The sequence below is a fragment of the Sphingobacterium sp. Ag1 genome, assembly GCF_000988325.1.
Lineage (GTDB): Bacteria > Bacteroidota > Bacteroidia > Sphingobacteriales > Sphingobacteriaceae > Sphingobacterium.
The window spans coordinates 64102-90388 of record NZ_LBGU01000033.1 but is presented as its reverse complement, the minus strand read 5'-3'; the positions used below and the strand labels follow the sequence as shown (position 1 = coordinate 90388).

Sequence of the window (26287 nt, the reverse complement as noted above, 5' to 3'; positions counted from 1 at the left end):
TTAACAAATATAAAACAAACCAATGGTACTATATAAAAGTAAAACACGCGGGAAGATCCGGCCAATGATACACCCAAGGTCGGTTCTAAATCCTGAACAAGTAAAGTTCTTGCTGGGAGACTTTTTTTGCGGCTTTGGTGGAGTCGGTTACGGTGCAAGGTCTGCAAAAAATACTATTGTTGTCAGTGGTGCAAACCATGACTCAGTAGCGATTGATTGCCATTCTCTAAACATGCCTGATACAGTTCATTTCAATGAAGATATCACAGAATTATATGGTCAGGTAATTCATGGAATCCTATTTAAGTCACCACAACTTCAACGTCTAATCAGATTATTCGACTTATATCGTGCATTCTACCCAAATGCAAAGGTTGTCATGCACTTTAGTCATGAATGTACTAATTATAGCATTGCTAAAGGTGGTCAACCCCGCGATGCAGACAGTAGATCCTTGCCAGAGCATTCAGATAGATATATCTATGCAATAGATCCAGACATTATCACAATTGAGAATGTTAAGGAGTTTATGTCCTGGGGGCCAATGAAAATAAAAGCAGTAAAGGAACATAAAGAGGATTTATCTAAAGGACAGTATGCCCACACCGAGTTGAAATGGATTTATAACAAGAAAAAGGATCGAGAAGAGCCCGCATATATTCCTATCTCCTCTCGTAAAGGTGAAGACTATCTCAGGTGGGTTGAAAGTATAAAAGAGATGGGGTACTCGTATGATTATAGAATCCTAAACGCAGCTGACTTTGGTGCATATACTTCTAGGAATAGATTATTCATTAATTTCTCAAAACCAAACATCCCTGTTGCATGGCCAAAACCGACACATTCAAAATATGGCTCAACTCAACCTGATCTATTTGGAGAATCACTAAAACCTTGGCGCGCCGTCCGAGATTTGATTGATTTCACTGACGAGGGTGAGAGCATCTTTACAAGAGAAAAGCGGTTAGCAGATAATACCCTCGACACTATAATAGCCGGTATTTTAAAATTTGCTCCAAAGAATGAAAACGATTTTATGTATAAGTATTATGGTAACGGGCACAACCTGAACTCAATGGATGAGCCTGCTGGCACAATACCGACTAAAGATCGTTTTGGCAAAATATGCTGTATTCTTCGTAATTACCGTACTGGTTTCACCACCTCAATAGATACAGCAATGGGAACACTTCCGACGGTGCCAAAGGCTAATTTATTGTCATTCATCCGCAATCCGTCGCATTTTGGACATACAACAAGCATAGACACCGCATGTCCAACTGTAGTAGCAAGTCAGCATAAGGCTCCTTTGTTAATTGTAAATACGATTGAAGGGAAAATTAATCCTGCTATTGTTGACTTTCTAGACAAAAAAGACTGGTCATATATTAATCAGGAACCAGGCGCTAAAAAAACGAAAGCAATCGAGCTTATCGAAGTAATGTTTGAATATGGCCTTTCGGACATCTTAATGCGTATGCTCAGAGTGGATGAGCTTTTAGTAATTCAAGGCTTTCCAGAAGATTACATTATGATTGGCCCTGAAACTAAACAAAAGAAGTTCATCGGAAATTCAGTCGTACCATTAGCTTATAAAGTTATTCTACAAGCTCTTGAACAGGAGATATTCTCATACCACGACGATTTCCATAATCATATAAAATTAGCGGCATAATGTTTAACCCCACCCCTATCATATTAGGCGTATAAAGAAGAAGAGAGATGGAAGATAAACAAATACCAAAAGTACAAGGTAGCGTACATATCAGCTATGACATTACATGTCCCCACTGTGGAAAAGAAATAGACGATTACTATGACAGAGAATGGTGGTGTAATAATATAGACCTTGGAGAAGGTTGGAATGTATCACATGATGTCCGATGTCCAAAATGTGAAAAGGAATTTGAAATAGAATGTTTTATACATTAACATGCCTAATATGACAACAGTAAGACAACAAGCCTACGACTTAGTTCATAAGTTCTACATTCAGCTTATTGACTATAAATTCGACGAAGACAGGCACCGATATGGACAAAAGAACCTTACCAAAGCTCGGCAATGTGCTTTAGTGCATTTGGAAGAAATAGGGCAAAGAGATTCAGAATTAGCCGGAGAAATTTCAGATAATAAAAACTGGATATGATTCAAGCAAACGAACTACGCGTCGGAAACTACGTAGCATCCGACCATTTCAAAGACCGTGATGTTATTGTCAAAGTAAGGTTGATAGGCCAAGAACAGGCTATCGTTGAGCATCCTAACGGATTAACAGAGCCTATGCTTTATCAATGTGAAATGCGGGCTATCAAGCTGACAGAGGAAATATTATTGAATTGTGGGTTTGAAGATGTTTCGACATACAAAGACTTTAGGTTAGTGATCAATGAAGATTTATACATTGAAGTATCTCTTCGGAAAAATATTAATGCGTATGTCAGCATATTCGATATTGATATCCTAAATGTAATATACCTCCATCAACTCCAAAACCTATACTTTGCACTTACTGGAAAAGAATTGGAGGTAAAGATATGAATCCATTAGATGACTACGGTTTCTTACTATTCATCTACCACACCAATGATGGTAGATGCCACCATGTCCAAGGTACTACAATAGAATATGAAGCTCGATTTATACTAAAAAGTTGGACTAACGAACAAATTGAAGCAGAATACAAACGCTATAAATTAAAGCGATGAACCTCACCAAACAACAAAGAGAAGCGCTCCGACTAAAGTATTCGGGGAAATTTTTTATTTCGCCACACTTTTGTGTAGAATTAACCAATAAGAACAGAAAATATACTTTAAATTAGTAAGCTTGCAAACTTATAAAGAAATGAAAAGATATTTAATGTTTATTGCGCTACTAGGGCTAGGCTTTAGTGCGTGTAAGAAAGAGCAGGCTGCTGAGCCTGAAAAGCCAACTGTTGAAACTATCAAAATTGCAGGCCACGATTATCCAAAAGATTCAACCTTTACAGTGTTTGCCCAATACTCTGGCTTACCAAAAGAAGATCTTAAATTTATCCAAGATGAGGAGGTCTTCATTTACAAGGACTATTTAAAAGTATTACCATCTGATTACCTAACACTTAAAAAATAATGAGGAAAATATTATTATCCGCTATCTATCTATTTGCTTCCGTTTTGACATTTGCGCAGACTAATCCTGTGAAAGTAACAGATTTTTTTGATGACTTCGAAATAAAACCATACAATGGGAATGTTATGGATACTGTATACAACACAGGTAATGATGTTGTTCTGCCAGTTTTTATGCGGTTTAAATTAAAAGGCCCATTCGGAAGTGGAAATTTCACGATGGTTCCACAAAAAAGTTTTGCACGTATTTTATTTGAGCTCACAAATGGATTCGATTATACACCTCATAGTAATGCTATCGATCTTAGTGGAAATGAATGGCGCCCAATGACAGGTAGTTTGTATTCTCCTTACGTAGTTGTTAATCTAACTTTATATAAAGAATATCTAGGATCAGGAAAATTAAAAACTCATTTTAAGTCTGATTATGATGCAGTGAACAATTCATGGAATCCAGGAATTGTTGCTGTCGCTAAATCAACAAGAAATATAACAGTTATAAATGTTCCTAATTTTATAGGCCCATCTCAATTATGTGGAGAAGCTACATATACCATTGAACGTCCAAGCGCTATAACACTTGAAAACGCGACTGGAATTGCTACTTTAACCGCCTTAGGCAACAATCAGTGGAAAGTAACTAAAATTGGATCAAATTCGGGTACCGTACAACTTGTTTCAACTTCCGGAGGTAAAAGGTATACAAAATCAATTACAGTTGGCACCCTTCCACCAAGAATATCGGGACCCCAAACTGTTACAAGCAACAACTCATACACTTATTCAGTATATAAGAGCGACCCCAACTCTACTCTTAGTATAGAGGCATATGCTGGTCCGGGAATGCCTTATACACTTAATGTCGTAGGTAATCAGATTACATTAAACACGAATTCTATAGGAGGAAATGTAAGGGATTATTATATTCAACTTAAAGCAACAGAAACTAACAGTTGTGGAACTTCTATCCAAACCGTATACAGCGTTCGCTTTAGAGGAGGAGACGGTCCTATAAATTAACATATTGTATCATTATTATAAACAAAGCCTAGACTAACAATCTAGGCTTTTTTGTCTCTAATGGTAATAATTAGTTCTTCTAAGGTGGAAGGGTTATAAGTTGAATTAGTTAAAACAAATGACTTCTCTAAAATTTCATTTCGTTCTATTTTCAATGCTATATCAAGGGCTTCATAATCAGTTAATCCGTATAACTCTTTTAATCCAGCGACTAAATATGAAATCTTACTCTTTACATAAGGGTTGTCTTGCATGAGAAATATAATTTGGTGAATAACTAATATAACGAAAATAATATCAATCTAGGCTTTTACTATTGGATCAACCCAATAAACAGAGTGATTAGTTAGTTTTAAAACGTCGTTTGGAGACACATTACATTGGATTAGATCCTCTATACCATCTCCAATAATAAACTGTAGATCTCCAGGTGGGACAACCGATCCGGTCAATATCGCACCCTCGTCTAATACATAAAGGTCGGAAGTGAGCATATTAACCCGATTCTTAGTAATCCATTCTCGAAACTCCTGCTTTGACATTTGTTTTATTCCCTTAGCTAATTCGCGCGATTCCTCCAATTCGGCATCTGCAATATCTGGGAACTCTTCCTTTACAGTAGATTCATACATATCCCATTTTCCGGTTCGAATAGCTTCATTTCTCAAATATAGCTTGCGCCCGTATTCTCCAGCTTCATTATAGTATTGCTGTAATGTTTTCATAATCTATTCCTCAATAAATACGCTTCCATAAAGATATGCTTCGTCAGCATTATCTAACACATCCTGAATAACCCAAATATTAGGCTCTTTGAACGGTATGTTCGTCCATCCCTCACAATCTAAAGCAACTAACCAGTCCATTACATTTGGCACCGTGATAGCCTTCCATGTTACATTTTCGTTGTCCTCGCAATCGCTTGGAGCTATAAGGACATTATAGCCCTGACTCTGCAATTTTCTCAATACGCCATGAGTAACCTTTTCAAATCGCATTTTATTTGTTACTTTTAATTAAATATACAAAATTATGTGTTACCATACTTCCACTCCGAGCACCAAGCAATTAGTAGACGCTTTACAAGGAAAAAACGTTCATTATCAAAATGAAGAGATTTTTCATGTGAGTGGCTTTACTCGGCCATACCTCCCAGTTACTTTAAACGAGGACCAGGACAGCGTGGTTCCGGCTCGGTGGAAGCTTATACCTTTCTGGGTAAAGACGGAGGACGATGCATCCAAATATGCTAACACATTGAACGCCGAATCTGAATCAATTTTTGAAAAGGCATCATACAAGAATTCCATCCTGAAAACACGTGGATTACTTTACGTCAATGGCTTTTACGAGCCGCACAAAGTCGCTGGCCAAAAAGACACTGAAAACTATTACATATACACTCCTACAAAGGAAATTTTCACTATAGGAGTTGTATACGCTAATTTCAAGGACTACGAGACGAATAACGTCTACCCTACTTTTTCGGTCATTACAACAGCCGCCAATCCTTTACTCGAGGAGATCCACAATGAGAAAAAACGTATGCCTTTAATCATTCCTCCCGATCGTCGCGATGCGTGGCTCAATGCTTCCAGTAAAGAAGATGTTCAGCAACTGATGATCCCTTATGAGGGTGAACTTGGCGCGCATAAAGTTTTCCGTGTTACAGGAGCCAAAGGTGACACTAACCGCCCAGATATACAAGACGCTATTTAAGTTTCTTCCTTTCCATAACAACCCATTTTATGGCGGCTTCCAGTTCGTCTGGCCACGCTTTTAATCCTTCTTCAAGTATCTTTGCACCTGTCTCAATTCCAACATTTTGAGCAGCAAGTAAAGCCGATTCTCTGACATGATTTACATAACCTTCCGGTGGTTGTTTGCTTAGTTTCATAAATCAAATTTAAAATAAATCTTGACATTTTGCTAATATTGTTAGTAATTTTGAAAAATGAAACCGTTAGAAGTCCACTGTCGAAATCGTGTATTGTATGTTCAAATCAGCATACACGATAAGAGTATGGGCATGAAAGACTACTACCTATACAATAAAAACGGTCATACGTTTTATATTTTCCGTAAGTCTGCCGGAGAATGGGAACTAGCATATGGTCAACTTGCCGACGATATAAAGGAGGCCTGTATTGATGCGTTGATAATCAAGTTTGATCACGATGTGCCCGAGCTATTTTATCACCAAGGCAAGCGCCAGGTAGTCGAAGTTCGCGCGAAGAAATATAGCCTTTGGCATATCTATCTTAACAACGCTTATGTTGGCAGCATTGAGCATGACAAGTATTCAAAGACTTTCGATTATCATATTGAAGATAATAGCCTTTTGACCGACGATCACGTGCAAAAATACATAGGCATGATCAAACGAGGCGAACTAAAATGGATAAAGGATGATATTCGATGAAAAAGTTTGCGACATTCGAATGTATGGTGGATGGTCAAAAGCAAGTTGTTCAGCTTTCAGTATTACATGGAGGTGGCACACTTCAAATTTTGATTGATAGATTTTTTATAATGGACGTAGATTTTCGTGGTGGTCAATGGGTAATGCTTTGCAATAACGATAGCTGGCTAACAACAGATGAGCTTACAATATTTCTTGAAGAATTGGGTTGGGAGGAATAAAAAAGCCTTGAGTGGGGAACACAAGGCTTTAGCCATTATTAACCTATATTTTTGAAAAGTATCTATAGTACAAATGCAATTCCACTTTAGTTTGAAAAAAAAAGGCCGAGACTAATCTCGACCTTGACATGTTTTATAGTTACCTAATAGTGGAGAACTTATATAACAAATGTATTTACATATTGTTTTCTGATTTTAGCTTTTTTGGTCTTATACCGAAATATAAAAGCAATCCAATCACGAAGACTAAAGCGCCTATTCCTAACCAAATCATCATTGAACCTTTTGGCTCCTTTTGGATATCCTCTATTTTAGTCGATTCCTTTTGCCGATGTTCCTGAGATGTGGCTACTTGCTTTTCAATATGTTTAGATCCTTTATTTTCGTGGGACTCATTCTTATTATTATATTCAGATTTTCTTTCCTTTTTGTTTTCGGTTTTTTCTTCCTGTGGAGCTTCTGACTTTATGGAAAGACGATTATTGACACTGTCCAATATCGCTGATATACGGAAGCCAGCGGAATCCTTCAATAGCATCTCCTCACCTGATTTCAATTTGTCTAAATCAACAGATGCGTTTAATTTACCACCAGGTTTCTTTGTTATGGTAGTCGTTTCTGTTTCAGTAATAGTTATGCCTTGATCAGTCTTAATCGTTCTTTGTAGACTGTCTTTTTGCGTTTTCTCAGACAAAGAGCTATCGCGCTTACTGACAACTTCCAAAGAATGTTTTTCTACATGTTTAGTTGACTTTCGAAACAACCCACAGGAAGCAAAGGCGGTCACTATGACCACCATTGCCAAAACCTTACTTAACCTTCCCATCCAATACAGCATTAACACTATCCAAATGATTGTTCCACTTCACAACGAACTCAGGCGGTAATGTCTTTTTCTTGCCCTGGTTGTAGCTTGATGCTATTACACCGAATAACAACAGCAATATCATAATAAGTCTTTTCATAGCGACTATTCTTTGTTTATCACTTTATTCAATACGGTATCCAGTTTTTGCATACCCTGTTCAACTCCTTCTTTCATTGGCTGCACAGCATCTTCAACGGCCTTTGGCAGAGCAGTTGAAACCTTAGAATCTACCGCCGGGTTAACCTGCTTGCGGACTTCTTCTGTAATTCTTGCATTCAAATCATTATTTTGTTTGATATATGCATAAAGCAACAATCCTGTTGTTACCATAAAAAACACAGCTACCATAGCAAGAATATCCCTATTGGCCCAGCCAGCAAGTTTACCAACATCATTTACTCGTTTGCCAACGAAATCGTCTTCTTTTCCCTCTGCCATTATTTTAAATACTGATTAGATACCCATCCTTTTAATCCTCCTACTTCAACATTTGACCATGATCCAGACTCCGACAATACATTAACTCGGGTACCACGCGGAAGCTCTTCCACTATGGAAAAGTTGGTTCCTGGACCTGATCGTAAATTCAAACCACTGGTGGTAACTTTCGTCACCACACCAAACACCTCGCGTCTCACTCGATCCATCGGGAACTTTGGCCCCGGATCATCTTTTCGGCCGGCTGGCGTTGCTACTTCTGAATGTGCAAGTATTTCAGTGATTGAAGGATATGCAGCCACCAATGCTTTGCAAACCTCAATACATTTTAGGATCTGTGTTTCCGTCCATTCACTTCTCGCATCTACGTTCTGCTGCTCGATACCAATCGCATACTTGTTCAATCCGGTCAAACCCTTCCAAGCACTAGCCCCAACGTGCCACGTGATCTGGTTGAATCTAGCCATCTGAATAACTTTCCCTGACTTAGCGATATGAAGATCACAGCTGACTTTCGATCGAGGGTCTGTGAGCCAATTTACCGCTGAGGTCTCATTACTCGCTCCATCGTAATGCAGGACAATAAAACGAATATCCTTTTTCCCTGAACTGACATTTGGAGATTGACGGAACTCCACCTGAGTCCCGTCGTTATTGTATAATAAATTGTTTCTTACTTGCATGATATTACCTTTCTAAATTTTACGATTCCCAAAATCTTTCTACCAACCATCCTTTTTTATATGTTAACCTGAGCGTTCTAAAATCTCCAACATCCTGTTTCCAAGCATTTACTTGAATAACCGTATCCAACCCAAGATCTCCACCTACTTGAACATTTCCCTGCGGCACCCTTAATGCTATATCATCGTCACTATTTGGAGAACCAAAAGCTTCAGTTGAGAACCCAACATTAGGAGCCCTTACTCCAGGATCGGTATTCACCGATTGGGACCTAAGCTGCATAGCAAGCTGCGAAGTTGGACTAACATTTACTAATACGCTTTTCCTTGATTTTACTGCTGTCGACCCTGCTTCATCAGCCATATTTGTGCGATAATAAAGAGACCGAGGTGTGAAATATAAATTTGCATCCATCTCATTTGTCGAACCAAAGTAGATTGCGTTTGACATCACATTGAATGCTCCTATTATACCTGCCAATGCTTTAAATGTACCGTCGTCCAATACTTGAAAAGGAGCTGTATATCTATCTTCCTCGTTAGCCCCTGCCCAAAAGCGAATAGACTTTTCATCTCTGTCGGTAACTCCACTTATACCAGCATTTACAAACCCATCAGAACCTACAGTAATGATCTGCGCAAACAATCCTATTACATCAATGAATTCAGCCCCAATCTTCCCTGTGCGAATCGTATCGCCGTTAATATAGGTCATACCATTGGTGAAAGCGTAATCCCTTCGTCCTTCCAAAACGTTATAAAGCAAGCCACAATTGAAGTGATAAAACCCAGCTTCTGCTTCTGTTTTGATAGGTGTTTCAGAAAGTACCCATTGGCCTGTGAGCTGTGTGCGTGAGCATTTCGCGGAGAGGTAATACGACTTCAGTGGGTCCAACCCTGACTGATTCAGTCCTCCCATCTCCCAGATATACCCCAATCCTTCGATTTGTACCTCACGATGAATCAATTTTCCTGCTGTTATCTGAATAGCATTCGGATCGTTGCCTACATTGGGTATTATACGAATGCCATCCAAATAGAAGTTTTGCGACTTGGCTCCAACCGATAACATTAGCGTTTCGATACTTAACGGTTTAATATTAGCAGGGTCGAAATAGTCTCCTTCCGGATCGAAAATCTTGCCTTGTAACTGGCGCATACGCAATGCCTGGCGACGTTGTTCCTCTGCCTTTTGACGGTTAATCGTTTTCACTTCTTCCTTCACCTTACCTGTATCGATCACGTTCTGTGTTTCCTGGGTATAAGTGATCTGATCAGATATTACAACTGTACATTGGTTCGGATTGACAAGCGGGAACGAGACGGATGTAACACGAATCATGTCGTCTATTCCCAACTTATCATCCTTTAAACGCACACGGTCTCCCGATTTTAAAGTAAAAGCATTTTCACGCATATACTTTTCATCAATTTCAACCCGGTATGGAGGTCGTGTGAGCGTTTTAAAGCTTTTCTCAACTTCTTTGAACAATCTGTTTTCAGCATCGGTGATATAAGATTGGGGCTGCTTAATTCCAACAAGCGTGTACTTATCTCCAACTTTTGGAGAAAAGGTCGCATTCGGAGTTTTATACCCATCCTGTTCGGTATTCGTTTTAATTCGGATTGTCTTAGTAGTGTTGTTGTAAGAGGAAATTTCAAATTCCTTTCCGCCCAGCTCACCTGTTTTGAAAACTACCTTTGCAGTTTCCCCTTCGATCAGATTACCGTTAAGGTCGAAATCAAGTGATGTATCAGTAAGGGAAAGCCAATCCGCAGAAACAGCGGTTAAGGTACCTGTACGCTCCGGATAGATATCATCAAACACGACGCTTGTTTCCCGACGGCGTTCACCAGGAGCCAAAGGCCGCTCTATCTTGCCTGTGTTGAATGTTAACCGTTTTGCTTTATTTCGATAGTCCGCAGGAATATTCTTGGTTCCACCAAATCCATAAATCCGATTGTACAACGGAGTCTCCAAGATACCACGCTCTACGGAATACAATCCTTTTGTGCGTCCATAGGAGAATCCGATTTTCGTTTGCTGGCCCGCCTGCTTGGTAAGGTTGATGGTTTTTCCATCACCGGAAAACCAAAACTCCAGCTCAAAATCCTCAGCAAATTTCTGTAGGGCTCCCTTACATGAATAGCCCTGACTATCGGCAAAGAAATCTATCAACTTTTCGTCGGCAACATCACATGCCCCAACCATCCAGCCACTATCGTCAACATTCATACAATCAACAACCAACTGTACAAACTGCACTGGCGTTCCGAAAAAAGAAAACTCTATTGCACCAAGATGCTTGAAAGTAATATCTTTCAGCCAGTATGAAGGATGCTCAAAAGTAATATTGTACTGAATTACCGCCGACCTTGTTACTTGGTAAGGAACATTGATCGTGTACCTTACGCCTTCATAATTGATATAATCGTCAACTTTAATATCCAACACAGTTGGCGAAAAGAATTGACATTGAATATCAAAACGGCCCATACACTCATCTAAGTAGACTGTGTTTTCGTCTATCGGAATGATTACTGTGGCAGCTCCACACCTATATAATTGAAGTGTATTCATAGCCTAGCAGTCCTCGCAGCCTTCAAATTCAGGCAAGGTTTTTAAGTATTCGTAACCCTGTTCAATGAAATTTTGCCCCTGCAGATCTGGAGAAAAACTATAGTTGCTCACAGGTACACGGATATTACGTGTATTATAAATCGGGATTTCCTCTTCCATTACTTCTGTTATAACACTCGCCATCAACGCCAATGTTATACTATCAGCATTTCCTGATATGTAATCTATTTTCAAATAGAGATACTCGTCTGTCTCTCTGATATCTATCAATTTTAATAACAACTTGGGTAAATTGATATTTCCAATATTTAGTTTTAAAGCCATATTATTTAGTTTTTTAAGAAGCAAGTATTCCTGCTGTTCTAAGCTTCGTTTTAAGGTCTCTTAGTTCATTTAGGATAGATTGGACTTCTGATTGCGTGTACGTTGCACTTGGCGAAGGTGCAGAATCTGTTGAGGCCAATGATTGGTTCACAATGCCTTTTAAGGCTGGTGTCGCTGTAACTGGAATGATATCAACCCAAGCTGTACCATTCCAGAAAATCCATTTATTATCGGTCTTATTAAACCAAGGGAGAGTTCCAGAGGTAATAGCTGGGCGGTTTGGCCATGTCGAAGCCCTCATAAAGTTGCCACCAATTAATTGCCAACCATCCTTTGTGGCTAGTAATCGAACACTTTGCCTAGGCTCCATTAGAACCAAGTGATTAGTTTTCGCACCATCAATTAAAATGGAGTCTCCGGCCTGACAAGCTACGCTTGTGGTATTAGCAATATTCTGTTCGAATTCCAATATATTTCCTATCCATTTTTGTGAACTAGGAATATTTTGTGGACCCGCAGTATTCATAAAAACCTTTCCCCCAAAGGTCCTTGAGACTTCTGCAAGGCTCATTAAGGCATTCACAGTGTAATCAGGCTGTTTTTTAAACGAAATACTTCCTGTTGTTGATCCGTTGTGGGAAAAAAGATCAAAATTGGAATATCGGCGCTGATCTGTATCTATTTCTATCTTAGTGTTCAGAATGGCACGAACATCGTTTGCCAGATAGACTCCAGTATAGTGAAGTGGTGTGGCCCTTGTATCTCTAATTTTCGCTTTAATATTATAATTACCAATATCAAATGTTGCATCATAACTAGCAAAAATAACAATAGGACTCCTTCTTAAATCTTGAGGAGCACCATCACCCTCTACATTATTGCCAGCGTCCTCTACATACACGTCGATATCTATTGTTGGAGCCTTATTCACGTCCCATGCCGCCAAATACATCCCCATCGTCTTCGACCTGACAATAGATCCTTGATATTTGATATAACCTGTTAATTTATTTACCCACGGATTAGCAGATCCAAAGCCGTTTAAATAAGCTCCAATGTCATCTTTAATTGATTGGTGGCCAGTTATGATAATATCAGCAGTTTTAGCTTTTAGTTTTGTAAAATTCCCCATTGTGAACAATAAACCAACAGAATTATCTTCAGTGATAGGATCAATGATCCTTAAGCCTGAAATCTCTTCGACAATTTCTTTATTTGCTTCAATGTCAATACCCGCCTTAGGTAACGTTCCTCGCGCGCTCTTGCATGTTGGTCTTATTATCGATACATCATGTCCATTTATGAAACTGATCCCATTTCTATAATTGCGAGTCGCTTTAACATCGGTTAATGTTACTTTAGTTGGTAATTGCCCAGCAACATCATTCCCTATATTCCATCCGTCTCCACCTCCACCTATACATTCTATACCTGATATTGATACATTAGTGCAATAAAGTAATGTTACAACATGCCTCCATTCTCCGGTCGTATAGTCCTCTGGTGAAACAAATTTCGCTCCCATTCCACTGATCGTAATATTAGATGCGCCACCTGATATTCTGAGTGACCTGTCTTGGGTATTGGTATATGACGGTTTGAAAATCAGGAAGCTACTTGCTGTAATAAAGATGTTCAGGTCGCTTTGAGTAATGGTAAATGATGATGAAAAAAACTTGCCATTTATATTTAGATCACCTTTTTTTCGGGAAATGTAATCCAGCGCACTCAATATTACCTGACGATTGTCTGTGCCTGAATAGGTGATTTCATTGCCATCGCTAACAGCGCCAAAATGAAAGAGATCAACTGATTTATCAACCATTTCTAACTTGATATCACCAACCTGAATGATACTAATTGCGTCAACTGGTAATGTTGTTGTACTAAGAAGATAAGTTACAGCGTATGGCGTATCTCCTTTGCTATAAAATCCATTCAATCGAACCCCTTTAAAGTATCCAATTTTTACGAGCAATTGATTATACTCAGAAAGATTACGTAAATCATTAATTGTATCAACCTCCAAAAATAGTTCCCCCCATTGAGGTTTATTTTCTCTTAGATACTCACCAGTAGGCTTATACTTCGAATATACACCCCATTGATCAATCTTTGAATCATCCATAGTGGTACCATCATACCAATTGAGTACAACTGTGTATGAAGTTGTTGAGTTATCAATAATGCTCTTAACATTACTTATTACTACTAATCCGTCTTTGTAAACCGACCGTATCGGTTGTTGTGATAATACTTCCTCCATTTTTACAATCCAAAAAAATCACCATATTCAGCTGGCGCGACCATTGAGTGAGGAGCAATAGTATTTCCCAAAACATCAAGATCAACTTGTTGCACCTCTTTTGTCGTTTCATTTACCAGCAGTAACTTGTCGTTAATGGACATATCAGTCCTTACCTCTGCCTGACTTACGTCCTTCGTTCCTTCTCCTAGTTCTGCCATATTAAAACCCTTTCAATAATTCGGTCAATGGTTGACCATGTTTGTCTACTAAAATTAAATTCGTGCTATCCGTAAGCTTATTCCAATTCTCAAGCATCCTTATTTCTGCAACTGCTAGGGAAAGGAATGCTGTCACCCTATTAGGTGTTACACGAACGTTCGTCACCTTGAACCCATCCTTTACAAAAAACTCACGTGTCGTATTATCATCCAATCTCAACGTCCTCGCATTGGGACGGGAAAACAAATATTGCAGGTTGTTAATACACGACTTAAAGCTGTTGTAGCTGGGATGATCTAAAAAGAAATCAATTGTAAACTCCCTCATGTTTCTACGAACTGGACCAATACGTTCTACTCCATACGCTGTTGTTTCCCATTGCTTAGACGCCGGACGGTTTGCCTGATCCTTAGTCAGCATCTTTGTAATCCCTAATTGAGCAAAACTGAAATTATCAATTCCAACACCGCTGGAAGCTGTAGCTGGTACTGTCCCTGTCATCTCCACGACCGGCTGACGAAATTTCAATTCAATATTACCATAGCCTTGATTGAGATATGAAACAGACGACGCTTCGATCAACTGTACATTCCAGGTTCCAAATTCACTTGACAATGGGAATACCGATCCTTGCAAAGTGTCTATGTAATCGTAAAGAGATTGGACTGTACCAATGAAGTTCCCACGGTCGCCTTGAGATAGCCAACAATACAGTGATATATCCCTACCGCCGAAGAAGATCTCATCCGCTCGCAAATATGGCTCTACTCCATTCTCATCCTGCCAATCGTGAAATACTTTACCTATACGAGAAGGCATATCCCAGCAACCAGCAATAGCGATGTTGCTATTACTTTGGCGGCCGGCTATAAGGCCAAGTTCTTCTATCGGTTTATTGTTGATTTTGTATTCCATACTATCCTCCGTATGCTCTATTTGATTGTGGAGATGTATTCTTCACTAAACTTGAAAGATGGCTAACAGCATTTTTCAATTCTTTTACTGTTTCCTCCGTATTCAGCTGAATAGCATTCAACGCATTATTGCTGTTTTGAGCAATAATGATATGTTTTGCAGCAAGGTCAGTACGCTTTAGACCATCTTCAAAAGTTCTCTTCTGATATTCGAATGTTGATCGATAAAGTCCAGTCAGTTCACTGGCAGTAGATTCGGTTAATTCCTTTTTAACAGAGCTATTGAGACCAGAAGAACTATCGTTGCCTATAATAATGCCTAATTCGTCAACACGCTTTTGACCATCCTTCTGAATCTTTTCCCAAGCATCCTTCAAACTTTTGCGTTCAGAACTAGTAATACCCCCTTCGGCCAAATTATCAAACAGATCATACCATTCTTGTGCAGCTTTTTCAAGGTAATCGCGAGAGAATTTTTGAATAGCATAATTTTTCATTACACTATCAAATCCCTTAGACCACGCATCTGCTGAATCCAAGCCTGAATTAAAAAATAGATCACTAAGATTCCCTAGAATAGACTTAAAAGAATTACCCGTGGTTTCTTCCTTAAGCTTATTTACAGTATCGGTATATAGATCGATTTGATTCTGGAGTTGATCAATTAATTTTTTTGTGTAATCGTCAACGTTACCTAAATCCGCCTGATATTGAAGTTTAGCAAGCTCTTCTTTTGCCTTATTGATATCTTTTGATAAATCAGCGATACTTGATGTTTTTGAAAAACGATCGAGGTGTTCAAGGACAGATAAGGCCTTAGCCAAACCAACGGCATCTCCACGGAAAGATTTTCTTATCTGCTTTTCAGTTTCTCCGTTGTTTAAGCGAGTAAGTATTTCGTCTTTTTCTTTATTGCCAGTCATTAGATAACGACCTTCCAATTGCCGATTGAGATCCTTATAATTATCCTCAATTTCTTTTAGGGTTTTACCGTATTTCTCTAAACGTTCCGCTCCGTAAATCTTATCCATAAGCTCCAATTGTCTTTCAAGCATCTTGGTTATGGCTTCTGTAGATTTTAATTGCCGATCATTCTGATAATCTAACTGATCCCGCAATTCCTTACTATTTCTCTGTGCTGATTCCCTAGAGGCATTTGTGATACTGGAAAGAACAGATACAGCAGATCCAAATATCGAAAAGTAGGGGCCAATGCTAGCAAGGGCATCTTTCATTTTTTTGTTATCGACTAGGTTTGATAAAGTGCTCGATAACTGTCCTGCAGAAAGAACCATACTGTTAAGGATATCCATTCCATTAGCTAATCCATTAGCCAGCTCTACGGCTGATTTAGCTAAATCAGCAAATCCCTTAGATGCTTGTGCTACATTTTCAAGTTGTCCCAAATCTGCACTCTTGGCACCGTCATCGAAGAATTTCCCAAATATCCGGCGCAGTTCTTCCTTTTGAGACTCGGTTGCTCCTTGGATGCCGTCTATTAATCCTAAAACAACGTTTTTCCCATGGCGGTAGGCACTTCCAACCATAGTTCCAACAGCTGTATCAATGTTTTTTAGGGCTTTTTGAAATTCAGGAGATGATTCAATTTCATTGGAATATTTTTGGGTCATCTCCAATCTTAATTGATCGTCTTTTTCCGAAGTAAATTTTCCGTTTTCACGGAGAGCAGCAACCTTCTCTTGGTAATCTTTTTCTACGTCAAAGAGTTTATCAGATAATGTTTTTGCTGACTTTAATGCTTCTGAAAACCTATCAGATTCTTTTTTCCTGATTTCGTCATAGTAGGCAATTTGCTTTTTATAATATCCATCTAGAGCCTCATTTTCGGCAGCTGTACGTAATGAAGGATCAATGGTTGCAAGCACTCCCATTTTTGATTCAAGTTCCTGGATATATGATGAATCGAGATTGATCAGATTTCGGTACCGATCCTTTGCTTTAGCTTCTCCTACTTGTTTCTTATATTCCTCATAGTCATCATATAGGGATTTTTGCCTATCCAATAAATCAACGTCGTAACGGGTTTGAATACGAATATTTGTCTCTGCTAACTCTTTTTGCTCAACACTTGATAAGGACGATGCATCTATTTTACTTTTATTACGTGGATCACGATTGAATTTATCAATCTCCATCCGCAAAGTACGATACTTGTCTTTGACGGACTCTATTTCCTGTTGATCTCGGTTCATCTGCGATCTCAAATAAGCATCTCCAGCCTTTTCGATATCATTCATCATAGACGTGTACCGCTCAGCTCTTTGGAAATCAGCGTTTGTCGTATCTTTATTATCAAGAGAATATTGCTTTTCAACCTCCGCAAGCTGTTTAAGCTTTGCCTTGTACTTGGCTATATCCTTATCACCTGGAGCTAGCGCTTCCATTTTTTCAGTCAATGCCTTTTTAAGGCTATCTAAGTCGGCTTTGCTTTTGGCTGACTTCAATATATCATTAAAGTTTTTGAATGGCTCAGCAAGTTTATCCACTACCTGTACATTTCCATCACTAGAAGATTGTCCGGTAATTATTTCTTGCCACTTATCATTATATTCTTTCTTTAGCTCATCCATTGCAGTAGATAAGGCGGCCTTTTCCTGATTGACTATTTGTTGGCTAGCAAAATCTCCATTAAAGAGCGATTTACCCCAATCAGAAAAATTAATGCCTTGAGATGTTGGCGCAAATGTGTTTTTTAAAGATCGTCCGAGCCTTGTCCAAACACCTATGCCATCAATGCCCTTTCGATTCAGTTCGTCCATCTTCTCTGCCATTGCATTGAACTCATCGAAAGACTTACGCGCTGAAGCAGCCTGTTGAATTTTTAAAATATATTCATCAAGTGTTTTAGTAGCCTTCCCAACGGCAATGTCCTCTTGGGAAAATGAAGCAAGTATACCTTTAGTTTGAGCTTGTAACTTATCATATGCAGCTTTCTTTTGCTCAACCGAAGCCGTATGGCTTTTTATTACCTCAACGAGTTGTTGAACGGATCTCTTTTCACTATCAGCTTTTGCCGCGCCAGCATCTTGAGCCTGATTTAATTTATCTTGCGCCACAGTTGCAGCATCAGTGACCTGCGTTAAACTGTATATGGCAGCTACGGATGCAGCTATTAGGGCAGTAAAAGCAACGATAGGGGAAGCTAACATAACAGCATTCAACACACGTAGTGCGGCTGTTTTTGCAACTATAGCACCATAGTGAATCATTTCAACGGCAGTCATACCAACGGTTGCAGCTGCAGATATTTGCTGAACAGCAGCAGTAACCAATAGTGCCGCTCGATAGGATCCATAAATGACAATTAAGGAGCCGATGACGTCAAGTACTTTTTCGTAATTATCTATGATAACAGTAGCGCCCGCAATTACTTCGTTAATAGTTCCTTCGGATTTTTTGCCCAGGTTGTTAAACATTACGTCAATCGCATCTCCTAAACGTTCCAAATTACCTTGGATTGTTTTTGACTGAGCATCCATCAACCCGCCAAACATCGACCCGGCGGCAGTCATATTTTTAAAAGCTTGTTCAACTTCGGCAAATCCAACTTTACCTGCACTTACAAGATCATTAACTTGGTTTTTATTAACTCCTAATACTTTCGCCAATTCTTGGTAAATAGGAATACCACGCCCTGCAAATTGACGGATATCAACTGCATAAGCTCTGCCCTGGGTTCTAAGCGTACCATAAAGATAAACCAACTCACCAATTGGCTGACTGGTACCGGCCGCTACGTCTCCAAGCATTCTTAATTCACTGGTTACTGTATTCGCACTTGAGCCATATGCAAGAAGCTGTTTGGCTGCATTAGCAGCTTCTTTCATTCCGAAAGGGGTTGTTGCAGCAAATTGAATTAAGTCCTTTGTTAATTGGTCCGCTTTTTCCTTGCTGGCCAACATCGTTGTGAATGATATTTCCAGTTGTTGGAATTCTGATCTAACCTGAATTAGTTTCTGTATGAACCCTTCTGCAGCATTAAGCGATAGAAATCCTCCTGCCACCTTCGCAAGTCTTCCAAAAACGTCCTCCATATCCCGGCCACGATTATTAACGTTTCTGGCAAGATCGTTTACACGTTGCTCTATTCGACGGATTGTTGCCATGAACTCCGTATCCCTAATGTATGCGTCCCAATCTAATCTCATTTCCTGCTTTTCTTTAAGGGTATGTCTATTGCATTATTTGCTTGATGAATTCATCTTCTTCCTCCTGAGTCTCCACTTGGTTGTTTTCTTTTTTCATTTCTGGGATGGCCATTAGCTCCATGTACATGTTGTCCCAGGATAATTCCCACAAAACGTATTCGCGGCTCTCACGATAATATTTTCGATAACTATGTATTCTAATCCACGGGCTATTATCTCCCGGGCTTCTAGGCTCATCTTCTATTGGTTCTCCGTCCGAATCAACTTCGCTGTTCCCGATATCAGGATGATAGATTTTAAGAAATTTTCAATATCGATAGAGCCGATCGACTTTTCTAAAATGTAGGAGAACTGCTCGTCATCAAGCCATTTAACGGCATCTAAAAGCTCCATTGTCGGCTCATTTCGATCGTTTTGAAGGGCAACAGCAACTACATAATTTAAACTTGCTTGCTGATCGACGGTTAACTCAAAAACTCTCTTAAGGATATATGTTTCATCCCGAACAAATTCAGGAAATTCGTATAGTTTCGGAGCAATGCGTTCACGGTTTCCGGTTCGCATTTTCCGTAATGTAAAAATGAGCTCCTTTTTCTTGAGCCCAACCTTTTGTAATATTTTATGAAACCAGTTCTTTGGCAAAAGAGGAATAATGATCTCCTCACTTTTGTCAATGAACGTTTCAATAGCCTTTTTCTTGATTTCTTCCATAAGAATGAAATAAAACGGCTAGACTAGCTAGCCGTTGTATTATGCTGCAGCATCAGTTTTCTTTATTGTTGCTACTCCTGCCTTGGTTGGTTTCAACGGCGTACCGGTGATAATAACCTTACCGTATTGTGCTTTCATGAAGTCGAATTGAGGTTTAATACGAACTTTCATACGAGGAATATCGAATTTAGCACCATTTCTAGTTTCGATTTGTACAGACAATTCGATTGCTTCTGGTACATCAATATCGATGCTATCTCCAGCGCCGGAAGCACCTGCTGTAAATTCACCACCTCCAAGATCACTTAGCGCTTTTGCGGAAACATTGTAAGATTCCAACTGGAAGGCCCATTTAGCAGGGGCGGTATCTACTTCGTCGAATGCTTCGTCGTATTCTTCAACCTCAACGGTTTCGGTAGTACCTTCATTTAATACCAATGAAGCGGAACCTTTTACTGTATCGCCTAGGATCTCTGTAAGAGCTGTACCCATACCGCCATCTTCCGCGATGGCACCCATCAACACGACTTTTAGGCCTAAAACATTTTTCTTTCTAGCCATCTTTTCTTTATTTAATTGTTGTAAACTCTATTTTAAAACTTGCATAATGTTGGTCGCCATCTTCTTCAATTGCATCAGATTCGACCTCAAAGCACACATCTTGTCCTAGCCATAATTCACCGTTATCTCCCTCAAGGACCTTCTGTGCGAGTTTTGATAAATATTTTAATCTTGCTGTATCACGGACATTTTTGCCTGTTCCGATGTCGGGAACTTTCAATGGATCTAAGTTGCTTACGTAGATATTGAGATAGATATATCCACTTTGAACAGGATTTCTATTAAGCCCCAAAATATTGATAACAACATCTTCAAGATTAGAATTTTCTTTCCTATCGCCTTTACACAGTTCTCCCGTAGGCCTCTTAGAGTCACTGAACAACTCTGAAGATTTCAGGTACACGTAAAGAATATCAACTGCTTCGCTACTTGTAATCATTTTTTAGTTTGTCTATAGCTTTCCTTAGCATTTCTTCAACAATGAGAGAAGATCCGGAGATCACGTCTTTACCTTTGCTTTCAACTTTCGTAGCGTAATCCATACCAGCGACACAGAGTAGGGCATATCCTTGGGAATATTGGCGTTTCATTTCATTGATCAGCTGCCTTGCTTGAGCTTTTCCGGTAGCGGTTCCATTGTTAGTATAATTACTATCCATGATTTTGCCACGGTAAACGACAGCATAGGCTATTGAGCTTCTAAGGTTGCGAGTAACGTCGTTGAATCCACCATCACTTGCCGTTTTACCTCTTGCGAGCTTTACGAACTCTTTGCCAGCTTTAGTTAATTCCTTCACAACAACACGATGGAATTTCATCTTTTCCATCTCTATCGCTTCCTTAATCTGGCTTTTAGTAAATCTAGCTCTCACACCCAAATCCTCCCATGGTGTTGAAATTCAAAAGGCATTATAACCTCTGCTGTCAAAATCACCTTTTCTCCTTTTAAAATTTCCACCTCCATACGCCTTTTCATAGTGTCTGGAATATGGTCAAGAAATATCTCAAATGAATACACAAAATCTTGCCCATCATGATTCTTGACTGTTTTCCCTGCACTGTTCACATCGGCCCGACAACTCAATGTAACTGTCGTCTCAATGGTTTCTCCTTCAATCCAATCCCCAAACTCATCACGATAACCATCGGTTGAAACAACTTCTTTGTATCTAAGCTTATGAACTCTCTTGCGTATCATTACCTTAATCGGCTAATGTTCGTAATTTTCGCTACTGTTGACAACTCCGAGACTATGTCCTTGAATCCGTATTTTTTAGCTAAAAAAAGAAGCCTTATTTTAATTCCTTCTCGATCTAGGCTCCATGAAGCAGCTCCTTCGCTTTGGGAATCAACTGCTAAAAGAGAATGGAGACACGGAACAGCACATTTTTCCAATTCAGCCAAATCACCCGTGTATTCATCATCGCCATTGATGTTCGAAGAAAGTAGGTACAGGAGGGCAGTGCTTTCATCTACTGTCCCAACCTGCACTACATTCAAAAAGGCTTCTTTTTTATTCATATCAAGTATAAAATATTGATATACTAAAGAGGAAAATTAAGCCCCTTTAGTGTTAAGGATTCCTATCTTCTTAGCTTGCTCCAAACCTGGGAAAGCATTGTACACACCTTCTGTAATCTCAGCTACTGGTTTACGAGTTCTCCAACGAGAAAGATGGACTCCATCGGCCAATAGATACTGAACACCATCAACAGGTGAGATTTGCTCATCTGCTAAAGCATTGTGAATTACACCAAGGTCTCCTGAAGGGATGAATACTGCACTATCAGGATTCCATCCAGCTGTATCAAGTTTTTCTTTCTTACCATCGTTTTCTACATAAGCTAAGTCGGATATAATCTCAAAAGTTGGGAATCGCTCTGCAGTAAGAGCAGCATTCACGTTTTCAAAATTCGTAGCAAAACGGGCATTGGATCCTGGATTAAAATAGCCTTTCAAGAAGTCACGCATTGACTTGTTCTTGATCAGTTTAAACCATAGTGTTTCATCGATTAGGACTTTATCGAAGCTTGTGCCTAAAGTTTGAGCTTTATTGCGCATAGTTTCGAAATCAGCAATAATATCGGTGTCTACATTACCCCAATCTCCACTAGAAACTGCTTTATTATCCGCTGTAACGATGGGCACATCAAAGAAAATACCTTTAGCATTATTCTCTACTGTCACGGTTACATTACCTGTAGATGTTACCTGTTTACACATAAAGTCTAAACGGCGTAACACAGAGTTACGACAATAAATATAATCCTCAAGTTCACGGCCCATAACCTCCAATAGTCGCTCAGGCAATCCTAATGCATTTGACCCAATAAGAATTTCGAGATTTCTCAGTTCTTGTGCATTAAATTTACGACCCACAAAAATAGGAGGGACCTCTCCCAATAGCTTTTCAAGACCTTCGCGTGTGTGTAATGGAACTTCAGATTCACGAGAACCCACAGTCGCCATAGCTTCTAAAGTTTCTGACTTTAAAATAGTCTTATACTCTAATGAAACCGTCGGATTAAGCGTTCTAAAGTATCGAGGGAACCATAACGGAGCGAAACGAGCTTCCGCTTGTTCAAGCATAACTTCTGGCGTGATTCCCTCATTCGCCAAAAATGCTAATAGAGCTGATCTTTGTAATTCCATCCCCTCAATTATTTAGTTTGTGAAAAAATAACGTTTGGCAAGTTGCTCTTAGTAGTCGCTGAAATAAATCCAATACGACGAGCATATACCAAACCTCCGACTACAGCATCAACAGGATGGGTATTACCTGTAATAACTTTGATTGAGTTATAAAGCAAAGCATTACCATCACCTGATCCGATAACAGCTCCGTTAGCTTCTGCTTTACCATATCCGGCAGCTAAAGTGATAACGTCATGTGTTGGATCGGTGGTAACGATATCAGAGATCGTTTTACCATTCAATTTATCTCCAACAACCAAGAAGTGTCCTTTTGCGACTTCGATAGAAGTATCTGCAGTAGCCACAGCTTTAGTCAATGTTGCTGATTTAACAGGGGTAGCGGTGCGCGCTAATTCATCAACTAAAATGGCTGTTCCCATTCGGATGATTGCACCATTTGGAAAACCTGTCACTTTCAATACGAAACCTCCAGTTAATAACTGAAGAGTTTTGTCGTGTTGAAACACTGGCGGCTCCGAGTTGTATGACTCTCTACGAATGTTCATTGTTTAAAAATTTAAATTACTACGCCTTTTTCGCATGGCGTTCTTGCGATTTTTTAAAACCCTCTAGAGCTGCTTTACCATTCGAGGTAAGCTCTTTAGGTTTTTTAGGATCAGGATCTGTAGGCGTTCCACTTCCAGGTCTGCCAGGCGATTTGTCATTTGCTGCCTTTTTCACGAATTCCGTGCTAAACGCTTTCAACTCCTCCATTGCGCTGTCAAAGTCTTCTTCTTTTGATGGCTGCCATTTTGAGATAAGAGTCTCGTTATTGATCCCGTTTGCTTCAGCAAGCTTGTTCCATTTCTCTTTCAATGAAAGTGATTGGTTTTGCTCCAAAAGCTTTTTGTAATTATTTTCCAACTCCGCAAGCTTAGCTTCAACGCTATTAGGCGCCGGCTCAGTATTTGTAGGATTTGGATTAGTTGGTTGTGGTGCAGGAGTTGGATTCGCTGGCGTAGGGTTCTTTTTCTTCCATTCATTTACGTATCGGGTGTTTTCCGATTGCATAATGTTGAATAAAGGCATAGCACCATTGATTGCCGTTGTGATATCCTCGTCCGTGCTTTCTTCTGACAGGCTTGCGCTGAGGTTTGTAGCCAACCCTTCTACTGTCGTTGCTCCGAACCCCTTACTTGCAACCAAGGGTTTCAAAGCTGTTAAAACTCGCTCTTGAATATTCATGCGTTACTTTTTTGTGTTTTTTCTGAGTTAACACAAAGGTCTCACATACAATTTTTCGTGACGATTATTTGAGTATGAATGAATAATAGAAAATATTTTCCTGTTCTATTTGTAATGAAGAAATGTAGGATAAAAAGAAAGCCCTCGTATGAGAGGGCCTTATATTATTTTTTTAGTTGCTTCACGATCTTACTTGTATAGACTTGGATCGGTATAGTCTTTTCGAGTTTTTTTCCATCCTGTTCAAAGACTAGGATTAGTTTATCCTCCCGTGGTTTACCATTTTGTTTGAAATAATCGTTAGCATCCCGATAGTCCCAGAACATTCCTTTCTTGGATCCGATTTTAAGATCAATCTTTGACCCATTTGCTATTTTAGCATTCGGAGCAACGGAATTCACTTCCTTGGTAGCCAATCCAAATGCAGCGGCACTACCGGCAGCATTATCAACAACGGGAACAGTTTCCTCATTCAGGATAAAGTAACTTTCGGACCAGTTGAAATAAATAGGGGAGCTAGACACATTCTTTGCCTGGACAGTAATTTCAGATATACTTTCTTTTGGTATAGAAAGCTCTACAAGGTCATCAGTATATTTGAATGTTTTACTTCCAGATCCATTATAGGTTACGCTAACCGCTCCCAAATTACGTCCGTAATCCTGGGCCTTTAAGGTTCCGACGGTGGCCAAGGCAAAAAATATGTAAATCAATCTCTTCATAATAATTCATTTTATAAACAAACTTAATCAAAAGCTGGGAGAAAGAAAAAGGCCCTCGTTTAAAGGGCCTAAACTATTAGTAACATCCATGCTGAATTGCCAACCTTCTGACAATTTCACAATTAATACTAAGCCTTGCCCAATACATTGTTTCCTCATGGGTATCTGACCATATCATCTTTTCTAAAAGGATGTGATCAAGTTTTTTCAATTCTTTTCTCATAATAAACAAAATAAAAGCTTTCATGAGAATGTATTTAAACGATAATTGCTTTTTTAATTGATAAGTCGCCTTTATCAAATTAATCAAGAATTAGTTCAACTAAATATTCGTTTTCAATTTCCCAAGCTTCTTTTAAAATTTTTAATAAGTGGTCTTTATAGGTCTCCCCAGCAAATGCTACCGCATGATTAAATTCGTTTGCATCTAAATATACTTCCAAAGTTCCTTTGTGATCATTTAAGCTATTGATAAGCTTTAGATCATATGGTGAAAGTTTTGCCGCTAAGTACCCTAAAACAGGTCTCAATCTTGTGGCTTCAAAATTGGTTGATGATAATTCAATGTGATCAAATCTTTCCATAAAATATTTGTTTAACACAAACGTAATGAAAATTAATATTGTTTAAAAATTCAGATTAAACTTGCTGTGTTTTAAATTTCCAATTCATTATATTTGAATTTAACCTATTTGATTAACGAAATTCCAGGAATATTATGAATGAATATGAATGTATTACAACTGTTCTAGCAACAGGAACACTTTTAACTGGTATTGGTACTATTGCTCTAGCTATAATTACTAATAAGAATAATAAGAAGATCGCGGAGCGCCAGCGTCAAACTGACATAAACATTGCTAAGAGACAAGGAGTTATAGATTTACATAATGCATGGGCAGTTGTAAATGATATTAATACCGCAAACTATATTGTACCTGATGTTATTAAAGCTATAAATGCTTTAAGTTTAACAGCATCACTTTGGATACATGATGTTATAGAAAGAGATTTGCTTTATCAATCATATTGGCAAGCGTACAAGGACCTATATGATAAATTAATCGGAATGAACGATGTGCTGAGAGGATTAAATTATACCCCAAAAAGTAAAATAACTGCTGATATAAAAAAGGCGTATCTAGAAATGAACCAAAAAGAATTATCACACATTAACTCAACTACTATTTAATT

At 39.0% G+C, this 26287-nt stretch carries 34 protein-coding genes; 9 read left to right on the top strand and 25 right to left on the bottom strand.

Going from position 1 to position 26287, the window contains the following annotated elements; all coding sequences use genetic code 11:
• Window positions 1-22: 22 nt before the first annotated feature.
• The 5 genes from AAW12_RS08855 (at window position 23) to AAW12_RS08830 (ending at window position 4133) form a co-directional block, all read left to right on the top strand.
• Window positions 23-1675, top strand: coding sequence for a DNA cytosine methyltransferase (locus AAW12_RS08855; protein WP_053003589.1), 1653 nt, complete (start codon window positions 23-25; stop codon window positions 1673-1675).
• 267 nt (window positions 1676-1942) lie between these two features.
• Window positions 1943-2149, top strand: coding sequence for a hypothetical protein (locus tag AAW12_RS08845; RefSeq protein ID WP_156167592.1), 207 nt, complete (start codon window positions 1943-1945; stop codon window positions 2147-2149).
• The gene (locus tag AAW12_RS08840) at window positions 2146-2541 is read left to right on the top strand and encodes a hypothetical protein (RefSeq protein WP_046673254.1); all 396 of its coding nucleotides are present in this window, start codon (window positions 2146-2148) and stop codon (window positions 2539-2541) included. The genes AAW12_RS08845 and AAW12_RS08840 overlap by 4 nt, the downstream gene beginning before the upstream one ends.
• 306 nt (window positions 2542-2847) lie before the next feature.
• A complete protein-coding gene (locus tag AAW12_RS08835; RefSeq protein ID WP_046673253.1) occupies window positions 2848-3114 on the top strand; it encodes a hypothetical protein in 267 nt (88 codons plus the stop codon).
• Window positions 3114-4133 (top strand): hypothetical protein, encoded by a 1020-nt coding sequence (locus AAW12_RS08830; RefSeq protein WP_046673252.1) that lies wholly within the window; start codon window positions 3114-3116, stop codon window positions 4131-4133. The genes AAW12_RS08835 and AAW12_RS08830 overlap by 1 nt, the downstream gene beginning before the upstream one ends.
• Window positions 4134-4174: 41 nt before the next feature.
• Here the strand turns inward: AAW12_RS08830 and AAW12_RS08825 are convergent, their stop codons facing one another.
• From AAW12_RS08825 to AAW12_RS08815, 3 genes are read right to left on the bottom strand one after another with little or no spacing between them, the layout of a single operon-like run.
• Complete coding sequence (locus tag AAW12_RS08825; protein ID WP_046673251.1) at window positions 4175-4387, bottom strand: hypothetical protein; 213 nt, start codon at window positions 4385-4387, stop codon at window positions 4175-4177.
• Window positions 4388-4435: 48 nt separating this feature from the next.
• On the bottom strand, window positions 4436-4858 hold the full coding sequence (locus AAW12_RS08820; RefSeq protein WP_046673250.1) for a hypothetical protein: 423 nt from the start codon (window positions 4856-4858) through the stop codon (window positions 4436-4438).
• Window positions 4859-4861: 3 nt separating this feature from the next.
• On the bottom strand, window positions 4862-5131 hold the full coding sequence (locus tag AAW12_RS08815) for a hypothetical protein (protein WP_046673249.1): 270 nt from the start codon (window positions 5129-5131) through the stop codon (window positions 4862-4864).
• A 34-nt stretch (window positions 5132-5165) separates the two neighbouring features.
• Here AAW12_RS08815 and AAW12_RS08810 point away from each other — a divergent pair, with 34 nt between their 5' ends.
• Window positions 5166-5852 carry an SOS response-associated peptidase gene (locus AAW12_RS08810; protein ID WP_046673248.1) on the top strand — a complete coding sequence of 229 codons (687 nt, stop codon included), beginning with the start codon at window positions 5166-5168 and terminating at the stop codon, window positions 5850-5852.
• Here AAW12_RS08810 and AAW12_RS08805 read toward each other — a convergent pair.
• The gene (locus tag AAW12_RS08805) at window positions 5845-6030 is read right to left on the bottom strand and encodes a hypothetical protein (protein WP_046673247.1); all 186 of its coding nucleotides are present in this window, start codon (window positions 6028-6030) and stop codon (window positions 5845-5847) included. The genes AAW12_RS08810 and AAW12_RS08805 overlap by 8 nt on opposite strands.
• A gap of 57 nt (window positions 6031-6087) precedes the next feature.
• Here AAW12_RS08805 and AAW12_RS08800 point away from each other — a divergent pair, with 57 nt between their 5' ends.
• Together AAW12_RS08800 and AAW12_RS08795 are read left to right on the top strand one after the other, a co-directional pair.
• Entirely contained in the window at window positions 6088-6555 is a 468-nt protein-coding gene (locus tag AAW12_RS08800) for a hypothetical protein (protein WP_046673246.1), read from the top strand.
• Complete coding sequence (locus AAW12_RS08795) at window positions 6552-6776, top strand: hypothetical protein (RefSeq protein WP_046673245.1); 225 nt, start codon at window positions 6552-6554, stop codon at window positions 6774-6776. Before AAW12_RS08800 ends, AAW12_RS08795 begins: the two co-directional genes overlap by 4 nt.
• A gap of 175 nt (window positions 6777-6951) precedes the next feature.
• Here AAW12_RS08795 and AAW12_RS08790 read toward each other — a convergent pair whose 3' ends face one another.
• The 21 genes from AAW12_RS08790 to AAW12_RS08690 all read right to left on the bottom strand — a co-directional run bounded on the left by AAW12_RS08790 (window position 6952) and on the right by AAW12_RS08690 (window position 25677).
• The gene (locus tag AAW12_RS08790) at window positions 6952-7500 is read right to left on the bottom strand and encodes a hypothetical protein (protein ID WP_156167591.1); all 549 of its coding nucleotides are present in this window, start codon (window positions 7498-7500) and stop codon (window positions 6952-6954) included.
• A gap of 85 nt (window positions 7501-7585) precedes the next feature.
• On the bottom strand, window positions 7586-7741 hold the full coding sequence (locus AAW12_RS26210) for a hypothetical protein (protein WP_156167590.1): 156 nt from the start codon (window positions 7739-7741) through the stop codon (window positions 7586-7588).
• 5 nt (window positions 7742-7746) lie between these two features.
• Window positions 7747-8082, bottom strand: a complete 336-nt coding sequence (locus AAW12_RS08785) for a hypothetical protein (protein WP_046673243.1) — start codon at window positions 8080-8082, stop codon at window positions 7747-7749.
• Window positions 8082-8765, bottom strand: coding sequence for an N-acetylmuramoyl-L-alanine amidase (locus tag AAW12_RS25395; RefSeq protein ID WP_053003588.1), 684 nt, complete (start codon window positions 8763-8765; stop codon window positions 8082-8084). The genes AAW12_RS08785 and AAW12_RS25395 overlap by 1 nt, the downstream gene beginning before the upstream one ends.
• A gap of 19 nt (window positions 8766-8784) precedes the next feature.
• Entirely contained in the window at window positions 8785-11346 is a 2562-nt protein-coding gene (locus tag AAW12_RS08775; RefSeq protein ID WP_046673242.1) for a phage tail protein, read from the bottom strand.
• A gap of 3 nt (window positions 11347-11349) precedes the next feature.
• Window positions 11350-11670 (bottom strand): hypothetical protein, encoded by a 321-nt coding sequence (locus AAW12_RS08770; protein ID WP_046673241.1) that lies wholly within the window; start codon window positions 11668-11670, stop codon window positions 11350-11352.
• 13 nt (window positions 11671-11683) lie between these two features.
• Window positions 11684-13936, bottom strand: coding sequence for a hypothetical protein (locus AAW12_RS08765; protein ID WP_046673240.1), 2253 nt, complete (start codon window positions 13934-13936; stop codon window positions 11684-11686).
• Window positions 13937-13938: 2 nt separating this feature from the next.
• The gene (locus AAW12_RS08760) at window positions 13939-14136 is read right to left on the bottom strand and encodes a hypothetical protein (RefSeq protein WP_046673239.1); all 198 of its coding nucleotides are present in this window, start codon (window positions 14134-14136) and stop codon (window positions 13939-13941) included.
• Window position 14137: 1 nt separating this feature from the next.
• A complete protein-coding gene (locus AAW12_RS08755; protein ID WP_046673238.1) occupies window positions 14138-15052 on the bottom strand; it encodes a hypothetical protein in 915 nt (304 codons plus the stop codon).
• 1 nt (window position 15053) lies between these two features.
• The gene (locus tag AAW12_RS08750; RefSeq protein ID WP_046673237.1) at window positions 15054-19178 is read right to left on the bottom strand and encodes a tape measure protein; all 4125 of its coding nucleotides are present in this window, start codon (window positions 19176-19178) and stop codon (window positions 15054-15056) included.
• A 282-nt stretch (window positions 19179-19460) separates the two neighbouring features.
• Window positions 19461-19931 carry a hypothetical protein gene (locus tag AAW12_RS08745; RefSeq protein ID WP_046673236.1) on the bottom strand — a complete coding sequence of 157 codons (471 nt, stop codon included), beginning with the start codon at window positions 19929-19931 and terminating at the stop codon, window positions 19461-19463.
• Window positions 19932-19970: 39 nt separating this feature from the next.
• Complete coding sequence (locus tag AAW12_RS08740) at window positions 19971-20492, bottom strand: hypothetical protein (RefSeq protein WP_046673235.1); 522 nt, start codon at window positions 20490-20492, stop codon at window positions 19971-19973.
• Window positions 20493-20499: 7 nt separating this feature from the next.
• Window positions 20500-20931: a hypothetical protein gene (locus AAW12_RS08735; RefSeq protein WP_046673234.1), complete on the bottom strand. Its 432-nt coding sequence runs from the start codon at window positions 20929-20931 to the stop codon at window positions 20500-20502.
• Window positions 20918-21319, bottom strand: a complete 402-nt coding sequence (locus AAW12_RS08730) for a hypothetical protein (RefSeq protein WP_156167589.1) — start codon at window positions 21317-21319, stop codon at window positions 20918-20920. Before AAW12_RS08730 ends, AAW12_RS08735 begins: the two co-directional genes overlap by 14 nt.
• A gap of 41 nt (window positions 21320-21360) precedes the next feature.
• The gene (locus AAW12_RS08725; RefSeq protein ID WP_046673232.1) at window positions 21361-21690 is read right to left on the bottom strand and encodes a hypothetical protein; all 330 of its coding nucleotides are present in this window, start codon (window positions 21688-21690) and stop codon (window positions 21361-21363) included.
• On the bottom strand, window positions 21690-22013 hold the full coding sequence (locus AAW12_RS08720; RefSeq protein WP_046673231.1) for a DUF6706 family protein: 324 nt from the start codon (window positions 22011-22013) through the stop codon (window positions 21690-21692). Before AAW12_RS08720 ends, AAW12_RS08725 begins: the two co-directional genes overlap by 1 nt.
• 36 nt (window positions 22014-22049) lie before the next feature.
• Window positions 22050-23144, bottom strand: a complete 1095-nt coding sequence (locus AAW12_RS08715; protein ID WP_046673230.1) for a major capsid protein — start codon at window positions 23142-23144, stop codon at window positions 22050-22052.
• Between the two features lie 8 nt (window positions 23145-23152).
• The gene (locus AAW12_RS08710; protein WP_046673229.1) at window positions 23153-23692 is read right to left on the bottom strand and encodes a hypothetical protein; all 540 of its coding nucleotides are present in this window, start codon (window positions 23690-23692) and stop codon (window positions 23153-23155) included.
• A gap of 19 nt (window positions 23693-23711) precedes the next feature.
• A complete protein-coding gene (locus AAW12_RS08705) occupies window positions 23712-24371 on the bottom strand; it encodes a hypothetical protein (RefSeq protein WP_046673228.1) in 660 nt (219 codons plus the stop codon).
• Between the two features lie 164 nt (window positions 24372-24535).
• Window positions 24536-25093: a hypothetical protein gene (locus AAW12_RS08700; protein WP_046673227.1), complete on the bottom strand. Its 558-nt coding sequence runs from the start codon at window positions 25091-25093 to the stop codon at window positions 24536-24538.
• Between the two features lie 302 nt (window positions 25094-25395).
• Entirely contained in the window at window positions 25396-25677 is a 282-nt protein-coding gene (locus AAW12_RS08690) for a hypothetical protein (protein WP_046673225.1), read from the bottom strand.
• 134 nt (window positions 25678-25811) lie between these two features.
• Between AAW12_RS08690 and AAW12_RS08685 the strand changes: the two genes are divergently transcribed.
• Window positions 25812-26285 carry a hypothetical protein gene (locus AAW12_RS08685; RefSeq protein ID WP_046673224.1) on the top strand — a complete coding sequence of 158 codons (474 nt, stop codon included), beginning with the start codon at window positions 25812-25814 and terminating at the stop codon, window positions 26283-26285.
• Window positions 26286-26287: the final 2 nt, after the last annotated feature.